Annotated in this window: 10 protein-coding genes, 2 pseudogenes and 2 other annotated features (1 of these 14 cut by a window edge); of the genes and pseudogenes, 1 reads left to right on the plus strand and 11 read right to left on the minus strand. The window is 30.4% G+C overall.

Annotation, left to right across the window (positions count from 1 at the left end; translation table 11 throughout):
• Nucleotides 1–19: 19 nt before the first annotated feature.
• The 7 genes and pseudogenes from cysK to KGF36_RS03440 form a co-directional block, all read right to left on the minus strand.
• Nucleotides 20–928 (minus strand): cysteine synthase A, encoded by a 909-nt coding sequence (cysK, locus tag KGF36_RS03410; protein ID WP_227827445.1) that lies wholly within the window; start codon nt 926–928, stop codon nt 20–22.
• Between the two features lie 236 nt (nt 929–1,164).
• The gene (locus tag KGF36_RS03415) at nt 1,165–1,791 is read right to left on the minus strand and encodes a K(+)-transporting ATPase subunit C (protein ID WP_227827444.1); all 627 of its coding nucleotides are present in this window, start codon (nt 1,789–1,791) and stop codon (nt 1,165–1,167) included.
• An 18-nt stretch (nt 1,792–1,809) separates the two neighbouring features.
• Nucleotides 1,810–3,867 carry a potassium-transporting ATPase subunit KdpB gene (kdpB, locus tag KGF36_RS03420; protein WP_227827443.1) on the minus strand — a complete coding sequence of 686 codons (2,058 nt, stop codon included), beginning with the start codon at nt 3,865–3,867 and terminating at the stop codon, nt 1,810–1,812.
• Between the two features lie 24 nt (nt 3,868–3,891).
• Nucleotides 3,892–5,568 carry a potassium-transporting ATPase subunit KdpA gene (gene kdpA, locus KGF36_RS03425; RefSeq protein ID WP_255626184.1) on the minus strand — a complete coding sequence of 559 codons (1,677 nt, stop codon included), beginning with the start codon at nt 5,566–5,568 and terminating at the stop codon, nt 3,892–3,894.
• A gap of 45 nt (nt 5,569–5,613) precedes the next feature.
• Nucleotides 5,614–5,706, minus strand: a complete 93-nt coding sequence (gene kdpF / locus KGF36_RS20370; protein WP_413894737.1) for a K(+)-transporting ATPase subunit F — start codon at nt 5,704–5,706, stop codon at nt 5,614–5,616.
• A 409-nt stretch (nt 5,707–6,115) separates the two neighbouring features.
• The gene (locus tag KGF36_RS03435; RefSeq protein WP_227827442.1) at nt 6,116–6,748 is read right to left on the minus strand and encodes a YitT family protein; all 633 of its coding nucleotides are present in this window, start codon (nt 6,746–6,748) and stop codon (nt 6,116–6,118) included.
• Between the two features lie 368 nt (nt 6,749–7,116).
• Nucleotides 7,117–7,476: pseudogene (locus KGF36_RS03440) on the minus strand (sugar ABC transporter substrate-binding protein); the annotation flags it as partial.
• Nucleotides 7,477–7,853: 377 nt separating this feature from the next.
• On the opposite strand from KGF36_RS03440, the pseudogene KGF36_RS03445 reads away from it, so the two are divergent.
• A pseudogene (locus tag KGF36_RS03445) lies at nt 7,854–7,982 on the plus strand (helix-turn-helix domain-containing protein); the annotation flags it as partial.
• Nucleotides 7,983–8,071: 89 nt separating this feature from the next.
• Here KGF36_RS03445 and KGF36_RS03450 read toward each other — a convergent pair.
• The 4 genes from KGF36_RS03450 to KGF36_RS03465 all read right to left on the minus strand — a co-directional run bounded on the left by KGF36_RS03450 (nt 8,072) and on the right by KGF36_RS03465 (nt 13,210).
• On the minus strand, nt 8,072–9,457 hold the full coding sequence (locus KGF36_RS03450; protein ID WP_227827441.1) for an APC family permease: 1,386 nt from the start codon (nt 9,455–9,457) through the stop codon (nt 8,072–8,074).
• A gap of 323 nt (nt 9,458–9,780) precedes the next feature.
• Nucleotides 9,781–11,046 carry a histidinol dehydrogenase gene (gene hisD / locus KGF36_RS03455; RefSeq protein ID WP_227827440.1) on the minus strand — a complete coding sequence of 422 codons (1,266 nt, stop codon included), beginning with the start codon at nt 11,044–11,046 and terminating at the stop codon, nt 9,781–9,783.
• 224 nt (nt 11,047–11,270) lie between these two features.
• Entirely contained in the window at nt 11,271–11,879 is a 609-nt protein-coding gene (locus KGF36_RS03460; RefSeq protein ID WP_227854562.1) for a hypothetical protein, read from the minus strand.
• 113 nt (nt 11,880–11,992) lie between these two features.
• Entirely contained in the window at nt 11,993–13,210 is a 1,218-nt protein-coding gene (locus KGF36_RS03465; RefSeq protein WP_227433002.1) for a homoserine dehydrogenase, read from the minus strand.
• 84 nt (nt 13,211–13,294) lie between these two features.
• Nucleotides 13,295–13,533: a binding site (T-box leader), on the minus strand.
• Nucleotides 13,534–13,602: 69 nt separating this feature from the next.
• Nucleotides 13,603–13,776, minus strand: a binding site (T-box leader); it runs 67 nt beyond the window's last position.

Below are 13,776 nucleotides of genomic sequence, written 5' to 3' on the forward strand. Positions count from 1 at the left end.
ACTCCCTCAAATAAAATTATTAAAATATTCCCATGGACATATATTTATCTACTCCATCTGGAGCTACTGTTACTATTTTTTTATTTGGATATTTTTTCGCCATTTCCATAGCACCAAATATATTTGCTCCAGAAGATATACCTACCAAAATCCCTTCTTTTGATGCAAGTAATTTAACTGTATCAAAAGCATCTTCATCATCCACTAATATTACTTCATCAACTACACTAGAATCATAATTTTCAGGAACAAAGTTAGCTCCTATTCCTTGTATTTTATGAGGTCCAGTTTTATTTTCTGATATAGCTGGAGATTTTTTTGGCTCAAGTGCAACTACTTTTATGTTTGGATTTTGCTCTTTTAAATATCTTGCAGTCCCTATTAAAGTACCACCTGTTCCAACTCCACATACAAATATATCTAAATCTTTAACATCATTCATAATCTCAACTGCTGTTGTTTTATAATGTGCATTTGGATTGTCTTTATTTTCAAATTGTTTCAAACTTTTATAATTTGGATTTTCTCTCAATAATTCGTTTGCTTTTTCTATAGAACCTGCCATTCCAGCTTTTCCATCTGTAAGTACTAAATTTGCTCCATAAGCCTTCATTAAATCTCGTCTCTCGATACTCATAGTCTCTGGCATTACTATTACTACTTCATATCCTTTTAATCTTCCTATCATGGATAATGCAATGCCAGTGTTTCCACTAGTTGCTTCTACTAGTACATCTCCCTTTTTTAATTCTCCTCTTTTTTCTAATCCTTCTAGCATTTCATAAACTGCTCTATCTTTTATACTTCCAGCTGGATTTACTTTTTCTAATTTTACATATATGTTAGAACACCCGTTAGTACATCCTAAATTATTCAATCTTACTACAGGTGTGTTTCCTATCAACTCTAATGCGTTATTATATAACATACTACTTCCTCCTATATGTCCAAATCTATTATCAAATTGATAACGATAAATATATTATAGTATTATCATTTTGATAATGCAACCTTTTTTTGGATTTTATCCCTACAATTGTTTTATTCCTAATATTAGTAATATTCAAACAAAAAAGTGAAAATCATTATCGATTTTCACTCTTCAAACTTCAAGCTTTATGCTAAGTCATACACAATACTCCACTACAAAAACTCTACAAAATACTATATAAGACCTAATATTTTTGCAACCTCTACATTAACCTTTAACACATTAACTCTATCTTCACCTAAAACTCCGAAAAGTTTTTTTGAAGTATTATCATCTACAATTTTTTGTAATTTACTCTCTGATATTCCTGATACTTTTGCTATAGCAGGTATCTGAACCTTTGCAGAAGCAGGGCTTATATTAGGGTCAAGTCCTGAACCTGATGCTGTAAGTAAATCTGTTGGTATATCTTCTTTTTTTACACCTGGATTATCTTTCAAAAACTTTTCAATATCTTTTTGAACTCTATCATGAAGCTCTGGATTAGTTGCTCCATAATTAAAAGAACCTGATGAAACACCGCCATAAACTGTATTTCCATCCTTATCTGGTATTAAATCTTCTTTTGTATAAGTATTATAGTTTACTGATGAAACTCTTCCCTTAAAAAATCTTGCATCTGTAAAACTTTGACCAATAAGCTCTGAACCAACCTTTACACCATTTACTTCTATCATACTTCCATTAGCTTTATCTTTAAATGCAACTTGACTTACCCCTGTTAAAACAAGTGGATATACAAGTCCGCAAACAAATAACAATACAATACTTACAAGCAATGCTGGTTTTAATGTTTTCATTTTTATATCCTCCATTTATTAACCTAAATTAAGAACCATTACTAAAGGTGTAATTAATAAATCAATTACTTTTATTCCTAAAAATGGTACTATAACCCCACCAAGACCAAAAATCAGCATATTTCTCATTAGCATAGCTTGTGATTTCATAGGTCTATATTTTACCCCTTTCATAGCAAGAGGTATTAAACATGGGATGATTATAGCATTAAATATTAAAGCTGATAATATCGCACTAAATGATGTAGAAAGTTTCATTATATTTAATATCTCCATTTGAGGTATTGCAAGGGTGAATATAGCTGGTATAATTGCAAAGTATTTTGCAACATCATTTGCTATACTGAATGTTGTTAAAGCACCACGTGTTATTAAAAGCTGTTTTCCTATTTCAACCACTTCTAATATTTTAGTTGGGTCTGAATCTAAATCTACCATGTTTGCTGCTTCCTTTGCAGATGTTGTACCACTATTCATAGCAAGACCCACATCCGCTTGAGCAAGTGCAGGAGCATCATTTGTTCCATCCCCTGTCATAGCAACTATTTTTCCTTCAGATTGTTCTTTTTTTATTGCCTCTATCTTATCTTCTGGTTTACATTCTGCAATAAATCCATCCACACCAGCTTCTCTTGCAATTGTAGCTGCTGTTAAAGGATTATCTCCTGTACACATTATCGTCTTTATTCCTATCTCACGAAGTCTAGCAAATCTTTCTACAAGCCCTGATTTTACGGTGTCCTTTAAGTAGATAATACCGTATATCTCATTATTGACACACACTACTAGAGGTGTCCCTCCTAATTTTGCTACTCTATTTACACTTTCTTCTAAATCGTCTGGTACTAATCCACCAGAGGATTTTACTCGATTTATTATACTGTCATAAGCCCCTTTTCTAATAGCTGTTCCATCAGATAAATTTATACCACTCATTCTAGTTTGTGCAGAGAATTCTACAAACTCAGCTTCTTCAGCCTCTTTTGTTTTTCCTGTTGAACCTAGTTTTATCCCTAAATCAACTATAGATTTTCCTTCTGGTGTATCATCTTTTAATGAACAGATAACAGCATAGTTTATTAAATCTTTTGAATCAGCATTTCCAACTGCTATAAATTCTGATGCAAGTCTATTTCCATAAGTAATAGTCCCTGTCTTATCCAAAATCATAGTATCAACATCACCACAAGCTTCTACTGCTTTTCCTGACATTGCAATGACATTGAATCTAGTTACTCTATCCATACCTGCAATTCCAATAGCTGATAATAATCCACCTATAGTAGTTGGTATTAAGCATACTAAAAGTGCTATCATAGTAGAAATTGGAATCTTAACACCTGCATAATTCGCCATTGGATAAAGAGATATTAAAACAACCATAAATATAAGTGTTAACCCCACCAATAAAGTATTTAAAGCAATTTCATTTGGTGTTTTTTGTCTTGAAGCTCCTTCTACAAGAGCTATCATTTTATCTAAGAAGGATTCTCCTGGCTTTGTTGTGATTTTTATTTTTAGCCAATCACTTACAACTGTAGTTCCTCCTGTAACAGAAGCAAAATCTCCTCCAGATTCTCTCATAACAGGTGCAGATTCTCCAGTTATTGCTGACTCATCCACAGAGGCTATCCCTTCTATTACTTCTCCATCATTTGGAATAACTTCTCCTGCATTGACTAAAACAATATCTCCCAGTTTTAGCTCGCTTGCACTTATCATTTTTTCATTTCCTAATTTATCTAAAACTCTTGCCACTGTATCTTTTCTAGTTTTCTTTAATGTATCTGCTTGTGCTTTCCCTCTACCTTCAGCTACAGCTTCAGCAAAATTTGCAAAAAGAACAGTTATAAATAGTATTATTGTTACAATCCCATTATAAACTCTTAAGTTATTGCCTCCATCACCAAATAGACTAGGTACTATTGTAAGTATCAATGTTACTATAAATCCAATCTCTACAACAAACATAACTGGATTTTTCATCATATATTTAGGATTTAATTTTTTAAAAGCTTCTATAATGGAAGTTTTGAAAATATCTTTTGTAATAAACTTTGTTTTTTTAGTTTCCATAAAATTTTACTCCCTCCCAATTTTTTAGTGCCATAATACTAGATGCTCTGAAATAGGTCCAAGCGCTAAGGCTGGGAAAAATGTTAAAGCACCAACAATTAAAACAACCAATACTAAAATTATTGTAAATGTGAAATTATCTGTTCTAAGTGTTCCTATGCTTTCATTTACAGAGTTCTTAGATGCTAATAAACTTGATATTGCAAGTAATATTATAATAGATACATATCTTCCAAAAAACATAACTATACCTGTTGTTATATTCCAGAACATCGTATTATCTCCTAAACCTTCAAACCCTGAGCCATTATTAGCTGCTGAAGATGCAAACTCATATAAAACCTGTGATAATCCATGGAATCCAGGATTTGAAATTCCCTCAATACCTGCTGGTATCGCTACTGAAAGTCCAGAGAACATAAGTATCAAAAGTGGATGTAATATAATAAGTAAAGCTATAAGCTTCATTTCTTTTCCTTCAATTTTCTTAGTTAAGAATTCTGGAGTTCTTCCTACCATCAATCCACATAAAAATACTGCTATTATAGCGTACATTAGCATATTCATAAGGCCTACACCTTTACCACCAAAAACAACATTAAGCATCATATTTAAAAGTGGTACTAATCCTCCCAAAGGAGTTAAAGTATCATGCATATTGTTAACTGTACCAGTTGTAAATGAAGTCGTCACTGTCGTAAACAATGCTGATTGAGCTATGCCAAATCTAACTTCTTTACCTTCCATACTTCCCATGCTTTGATTAAGTCCTAATTGTGATAAGATAGGATTTCCTGCACTTTCTGCTCTAAAGCAAACCATTAAACCTATTAAAAATATGATTGACATTGCACCAAATACAACCCAACCTTGTTTTTTGTTCTTTATCATATGTCCAAATGCAACAACACAAGCTCCTGGTAATATCATCATAGATAACATCTCTACTATATTTGATACTATTGTTGGATTTTCAAATGGATGTGATGAATTTGAACCAAAAAATCCTCCACCATTTGTTCCTAAGTGTTTGATTGATTCAAGTGCTGCTACAGGACCTTTAGCTATATCTTGAAGTTTTCCTTCTATAGTAGTTACTGTTTCTGTACCAGCAAAAGTCTGTGGTACTCCTTGTGTAACTAATATAATACCAATAATTAAAGCTCCTGGTAAAAGTACTCTTGTTGTTATTCTAATTAAATCTACATAAAAGTTGCCTAATGTTTTCTTTTTACCTACTAACCCTCTTACAAATGCCATGGCAGCTGCATATCCTGTCGCCGCTGATGTAAACATCATGTATATTATCACTGTCATTTGACTAAGATATGAAAGTCCTGATTCACCTGAGTAATGTTGAAGATTCGTGTTTGTCATAAAACTTATTATTGTATTAAATGATAAACTTTGTTCCATACCTTTAATTCCATTAGGATTAAAAATATGCATGCTCTGAGTTCTAAGTATTACATATCCTATAAACACCATGACTGCATTTGTAACTAATAAAGCTAAAGCATATTGCTTCCAATTCATTTCTTTGTTCTTATCTATGCTACATACCTTATATATACAATTATCTATTTTATCAAACACTTTATCTCCAAATGTTTTTTGATTAGTGGATATATGATATAAATATTTACCCATAGGTATTACTAAAATCATAAATATCGCCAATACTATTACTATCTGTACCATAAAAATTTTCCCCCCAATTCAACTTGCTTATTATCTCTATATTATTTAGAATTTTTCAGGATTAATAAGCGCATACACCAAATATACTATCAACATTACAATTACAACTGCCAGAAACCACATAGGTAATCCCTCCATATATTACATTATTTTTTTTCAGTTTGTTTCCCACACCAGCCAGCAAGCAACTTCATGGAAATAAATCCTATGGCCAATGATGCTATCATCACTATATCTAACATTTCGACTCCTCCATTTACTTTAGTTTATTTGATAAGTTTTGGTTTCATATTGCTACTTCATTTATCTTATCATTTTAGGTATAAAGATAGGGTTAAGATACATCTATTATTGATTAGTATTGCATAAATATAAATTTGAGGTTTTTAAATGAAATTCTAAAAATCGTATTCCCAGAAATTTTAATGTAATGTAGTAGTTTAAAATCATAAAAATTAAAATAAAATTATCTCTTCTATACTTAATTTAGACATAAAAAAAGGTGGCAAGTTTGCCACCTTTCAAAAATATTGTTATTTAATTTATATTAACATTCTGGAACTATGTCATTACTCATATCCATATCTAAATTTTTACCATGATAGTAAATAAAATCAATTACTTTACCACTAATCGTAACAGCAATCAAAGAATAAAAAATATCAAACGCTGATAGATAAAATAGTGATAACAACAATACAATAACATCCGTTGCTAGATAAACTTGCCCTATGTTCAAAGATGTAGTCTTAGAAATTACTAATGCTAAAGCATCGTCTCCTCCTGATGCACAACCTGCTTTTACTATTATCCCTACTCCTACTCCTACAGTTACACCTGCCAAAATAGTTGATAAAAGCATATTTTGTGATTGTGGTACAAGAGGTCCTATAGCCTCAAATAAATCATATAATACTGAAAAACTTATAGAAGCTACTATTGAATATATCAGGAATTTTTTACCGAAAAATTTATATCCTACTAAAAGTAGTAAACCATCAATTACAATATTTGCTATTGCTGGTTGTATGTTGAATAAATTTTTTAACAGTAGTAAAATACCTAACACTCCACCTTCTGTTATGTTGTTTAGATAGTAAAAATTATAAACTCCAAATGCTAATATTGCTGAACCTAATAATATAAGTCCAATCCTTTCTAAAAATAACCGCCTGGCCATATATATCCCTTCCTTTTTCTTAATTTATATATATTATATACAAAAGGATTGGCTTTGTATACCGCACTTTTTAAAACTTTAATTATACAAAATTTTTTTATTTTTTTCAATAGTTTTTTTATGTTTTTTCATGTTTTTTTAATAATTCTTTTGAACCTTAGTATTTTCAATGCCTTAAATGTTTTCTCATTTTACATAAGTTTATATTAATTTGACTTATAATTTAGTATAAATAAGTCTTTGTTTACATTAATTTTTTATTTGTTTAGAAATACTATCCAATAACTTATCACTAAGTTGTATTCAAATAAAGAGTTACTTTAGAAACTATATAAAGTAACTCTATAAATTTTGACATATGTAATCTTTTACCATTCACCCTTAAAGTCTGAGATATTATCCTTGTTGACCTCAACTTGTTTAATTTGTGTAACAGGCTCAACTTTTTCGCCTTTAAGGAAATTAGATGCCTTTTCTATGACTAATGCACCTTCTTCAACAGCAGACATATAAGTTGTACCATCTATTAACCCATCAGTTACAGCTTTTAATCCATCTTTACTTCCACCCAAGCCTATAACTTTAACTTTAAGACCAGCATCTTTTAAAGCTTGCCCTGCTCCTGTAGCAGAGTTATCATCTTGACATATTATAACATTAAAATCAGTTTTCTTTTGAATTAAATCTTCTGTTACCTTTAAGGCCTGCTCTTTCTCCCAATTTGAAGTTTGGTTATAAACTAAATGAAAATCCTATGAAATTGTATGAGTAAGAACAAATAAACCACCACCTTAATTTACATAAATAACTTTCTCTTACTATCTTCACTTCTTGTTTCCATAACAACACTCCTTTTATATTTATACTATAAACATACCTATATGCAATGTCAATAAACGTCACATACCCATTGAATTTCACGCTCTCCTTGTCCTTTATAAAAACATAGTCAATCAGTTCTGAATACTAGTCTTAGTTATCACTTCAAAGAAAATTTGCAAAGAAAGGGCATTCTTCAGATAGCTTTTGCTTAGCAAGCTAATCTGAGACGCCCTTTCTTTGATAAATGATATTGAATTTATAAACTGCTAAAAAAAAGCGTACCTTCTGTGGTATTTCACAGTCACAGCTTGCAAATGTTCTAGATATTTCCAGACAGAACCTCAATAAAATTGAAAACAGAAATGACAAAACTGAGCATACAGTAATGAAACGAAGACATACTACACTTTAAAATAATCTAAAATTATTGTGAAATGACTTTTCTATTTAAATAACTAATATATATTGTATTTTTGAATTGTGAATATGTAACTAAAATATTTAATCATAGTCTGGTGCTTTCTTTTCTGTATCACTATTTTTAGCCCAGAAAAAAAATACTACACCAAGAACTGACCATGCTATTAAAATTGCCCACTCATAAGGCCATAATAGAGATGCTGGAGCTCCTGGTAAATACATTAATCCTAAAAAAACACACATACATAATGATACGGCACCTACAAATTTATATCGTTTAACTTTATATGGTCTTATCATATTTGGTTCTTTATGTCTTAAAACAAGAAATGATATTGAAACCATCGAGTATGAAACTACGATTGAAGCTCCCCCAGCATCTGAAAGCCAAATCAACATATTTTCACCTAATAAAGGAACTATTGATGTAATTACTCCTATTAAAATAATTGCATTAGATGGAGTTTTATATTTTGGATGTAATTTAGCTAAAAATTTTGGTAGCATACCACAATTAGCCATGGAATATATGGCTCTGCTACCACCAACATAAAATGAATTCCAACTAGTAAGTATGCCTGCTATTCCACCAAGAATCAATATTTTAGATGCAATTTGGCTTCCTCCGTATACATTTCCCATAGCATCAGCAGTTACAAGTTGAGATGTCTGCATTTGTGAATCTGGCATTGCAAGTGATACTCCAAAAATTATCATTGCATACCACAAAACAGCCATAATCACAGATAGAATAAGTATATTACCTATTTTTTTGAAAGGGACATTCATCTCTTCTGCTGCTTGTGGTATAACATCAAATCCTACATACATAAAAGGTGTCATAACAGCAACTGTAAGTATTCCAGTTATACCATCTTTAAATAGTGGTTGAGCATTACCTAAGTCTCCATGAGTAAATGAACCAAACATAAGTGCTAATCCGATTAATGTAATCATAACAGTAAGTATACCCTGCAAAAATGCTGCTGTTTTTACTCCAAAATAGTTTACAACAGATATTACTATCGAACTTAAAACACCAACTATTACCCAAGTAAAATATACATCAAATCCTGCTACTTCATACAAAAATCCTTTAATATATCCAGGAAATATATATTGCAACACAGTAGGCAATGCGACTGCTTCAAAAGCTATAACAGAAACATAACCCAAAATAATAGCCCATGTACATACAAATGATGCATTTCTTCCTAGTGCTCTATAGCTAAACACTTGTTCTCCTCCACACTTTGGCATAGAAGATGTTAATTCAGCATAAACTTGTCCAACAAATAATACCATTACTCCTCCAATACCAAAAGCTATAATTGCTCCTAATGTACCAGCTCTTTGAATCCACTCACCAGATAAGACAACCCATCCCCACCCAATCATTGCTCCAAACGCTAATACAAAGACATCTCTTTTATTTAAAACCTTATCAAATTTACTATTGCTTTCCATAGGTTTTCCCCCTTTACAAATTAGTCTATAAATCTAATATTAATTTTTCTCAATATCTATCCCTCCAATATCAATTGATATCATTAAAAAATGACATAAAAATTTAGTATAAATACTTTCAAAATTTTCATTAATATTAGTTTAACATAAAATAACAATTCGTAAAACATTTTGAAGTTGTTTCTATGAAAAAGAAATAAATTTAAAGTAGATTATTTCTAAATTTATTTCTTTTAAAATCTAAACTATACATAAATAATTATTCCTAAAATACTATTTTTATCTCAATATCTGTTTTTACATTCATTAACCACTTTCTCTATCTACTTCTTAAATCTAACTTCAGCTGCCTTTGCATGTGCATATAGCCCTTCTTCTTTTGCTAGTTTTTCTGCAACAGGTGCTAATACTTTTATAGCCTTTTCATTCAGTATCTGCTTTGTACAAGTTTTTATAAAAGTACCAACCCAAACACCACCAGTATATCTTGATGCTTTAAGTGTTGGTAATGTATGATTTGTACCTGAAACATAATCACCAAATACCTCAGCAGACAAGTTACCAATAAATAGTGAGCCATAGTTAGTTAATTTATCACAAATTTCTTCGTATTTATTTACTGCTATTTCTAAGTGTTCAGGTGCATAAAAATTACTTATTTTTACTGCTTCATCTATATCATCAACCAGTATTATTTCACCATTATTTTTCCATGAATTATATGCAATATCTTTTGTTGGTAAATCTTCTAACATGATTTTTATATTTTTTTCAACCTCTTGTGCTATTTCTAAACTATCAGTTAATAATATACCCCTTGCATTTAAATCATGCTCACATTGTGCCAACAAGTCAGCCGCAATATAAACTGGATTTGAAGTTTCATCAGCTATTATAAGAACTTCACTTGGACCAGCTACAAAATCAATTCCAACTTGCCCATAACATTGTCTTTTTGCTTCTGTTACAAACTTATTTCCTGGCCCTACGATTATATCAACAGGTTTAATCTTTTCTGTACCATATGTAAATGCTGCTATAGCTTGAACTCCTCCAGTTGCATATATTTCATCAGCTCCTGCTATATCCATAGCTACTAATGTTTTAGGATTTATATTTTTAGTGTTTTTCATCGTTGGTGAACAAGCCACTATTCTTTTTACTCCTGCAATTTTTGCAGGTATTATAAGCATAAGAGCTGTTGAAAATAAAGGATATTGGCCACCTGGAACATATGCAAGGCATGATTCTATAGGAATATTAGTTTGACCTAAAATAACGCCTGGATAGATTTCTTTTTCAAAAGAATTTTCGAAACTAGCCTTTTGGGCTTTTGCAAATTCTCTTATATTTTTAGTAGCAATTTTCAAATTGTTTATAAATTCATCATCTACATGTTTATAGGCTTCTTTTATTTCTTCTTCAGTAATTCTGAATTCATCTCTTGTATTTTTATCAAACATTTCATTATATTTTTTCAAAGCAGTCTCTTTATTATTTCTTATATCTTCTATTATAGAACTTACTTGTTCTCTTAGTATTTTTTCATCTACCTTTTCTTTTATATTTGATTTTTTTATACTCTTCATCTTTTTCCTCCTAGTTTTATAATGTTATCATTCTAGCAATAAATAAAAACTCCCACCCTCTATCAATAACTAGAGGATAGGAGTTTAATCATATTGTACTCACCTCACTGACTGAGCACTATTTGTCTAATAACTATACTTATATTTCCGTTAATCTTTCTGAATTTTCTCTTTATTATACATAATATGATATATTTTAACTATTAATTTGTCAATGAAATTTTTTATCTTCTACAGCAATTGCAATTACATCTATCACATTTGCATCTGTCACAATTACACTTATGACATTTACATCTATCACAATTATGGTTATTATTGTTGTTTCCATTTCTTCTAGCTTCACATTCCATACCTTCGTCAAAGAATCTTCTAGACTCTTCTAGAGATTCTATACCTTGATAATTATAAGCTGAGTGTTCATTCCAAGATTTTTCTGCTTTTTCCCACATTTTTCTAGCTTCATTTTCAAATTTTCTTGCTTCTCTTCCTCTTTCTTCAGCTTCACAGAATGCTTCTCTTGCTTCTCTTTCTCTTTTTTCAGCTTCTCTTCTAAATCTATCACAATTTCTGTTTCTGTCTCTGTCACAGTCTCTATTTCTATCTCTATCACAATCTCTGTCTCTATCTCTATCTCTATCTCTGTCACAATCTCTATCTCTATCTCTGTCACAATCTCTATCTCTATCTCTGTCACAATCTCTATCTCTATCTCTGTCACAGTCTCTATTTCTATCTCTATCCCTATCACATGAATTATTCTCATCTTGGAACCATCTTGATGTAGAATAACTTCTTCTATACCAATCTCCTGAACATCTATTATTTCCCATATAGCATATCTCCTTTTAATTTTAATTTTTTATGAGATGTTTTGTTTCATCTCATAGTATATAGTATTAAAATTTTCAAAATATGTTACATAGAAACCTATATTATTTTCTTTTTAGCTTATTTTCAACATTTTATTCATTTTTTCACAATATCCTTTATCTTTTATTAGACATAAACTGTTATTTATTTCATACTCAGAGTCAGCATAAACCATAATAGCAAGCTCATCATCATCATTTAAAATATCATAATTTACTAAGCAATTCCCAACTATATTCAATATTTCATCTTTATTACATTTTTTAAATCTAAGAAGTGCTCCACACTTTTCTCTAACTATTTTATTTACTTGTATTCTATCTTTAGTAAAAGAGTCTATACTAGAAACTCTATTATCTATTATATCAATAACATCTGAGTAAACTGCACTTCCTGTTGCTAGACTTCCAGCTCCCTTACCTACAAAAGAAACTTCTCCTACTGAATCTCCATTTACTATGACAGCATTAAACTCATTGTCTATTCTAGCAAGTATGTTATCTTTTTCCACTAGAACAGGTCTAACAAATGCACTTACTTTGTCATTTTCATATTTGCTTTGACCAATTAATTTTATCTTACAATTTAATTTTTTTGCATATTCTATGTCTTTTTCATCTATATCTGTAATTCCTTCTAAATATACATCTTTCCAGTATACTCTATTATCATAAGCTAGAGTTGACAATATTGATAGTTTTCTAGCAGCATCATATCCTAAGACATCTGACTCTGGGTTTGCTTCAGCAAAACCTAATTCTTGAGCTTGTTTTAATGCCATGTCATAAGACAAATCCTCATCATACATTTTAGATAATATAAAGTTAGTAGTTCCATTCAAAATAGCATTTATGCTATCTATATTATTTCCTTCTAATGATTCTATTATAGGCTTTAATACTGGTATACCTCCAGCAACTGAAGCTTCAAATTTAATACTTACTTTATTTTCACTAGCTAATTTTGCAAGCTCATCTCCACATTCAGCTAGTAAATCTTTATTTGCTGTAACAACATGAATTTTATTATTTAATGCTTTTTTGATATAAGATAGTGTTGGTTCTAAACCACCCATAACTTCAACTAATATATCTATATCTTTCTCAAATATGTCATCTATATTATTAGTTATTATATTAGAGTATTTTTTTTCTTTATGTTTTTCTAAATTATTAACTAAAATCCCAACTATTTCTATATTTCTTTTCTCTTTATTATTATCTATTATATCTATAAGTCCACTTCCTACAGTTCCATATCCTAGTACTCCAATTTTCACTTTATTTTGCATTTTATTTTCCTCCTAAATTTATATTTTTCCGATTTTTTTTAATTTTCAATCTTTTATTGTAATAAAAATAGACCCATCCCTATATAAAGGGACGAGTCTATGCTCGCGGTTCCACCCAATTTGATTTTTGTCAATTATTGACAAAATCCACTTTGTACTTTAACGCAGTTAACGGTTAATCTTACTAAAACTCTTTTTAGAGTAACTTCAGATAACAGCTCCTAGGTAGTTTTCAATCCCTCTAATTTAAAAAGTCTTTCAGCCGATGGACTTTTCTCTCTGATAATCGAATTAGATTTACTCTTCCTATTCATCGCTTTTATAATTTTTTATAATTCCTTTTTATACTTTCAAATAATATTTTAAATAACAAAAAACTCCCATCCTTATAACATAAGGACGAGAGTATAATTCCCGCGGTTCCACCTAATTTAGTTTTCATTTTTTATGAAAACCCACTTTAAACTTTAACGTAGTTAACGACTATTCTTACTAAAATCTATTAATATAGATAACTTCAGAAAGTAGCTCCTAGGTAGTTTTCAATCTCTCTAATTTAAAAAGTC

It is taken from the genome of Clostridioides sp. ZZV14-6009 (assembly GCF_020658095.1).
Taxonomy (GTDB): domain Bacteria; phylum Bacillota; class Clostridia; order Peptostreptococcales; family Peptostreptococcaceae; genus Clostridioides.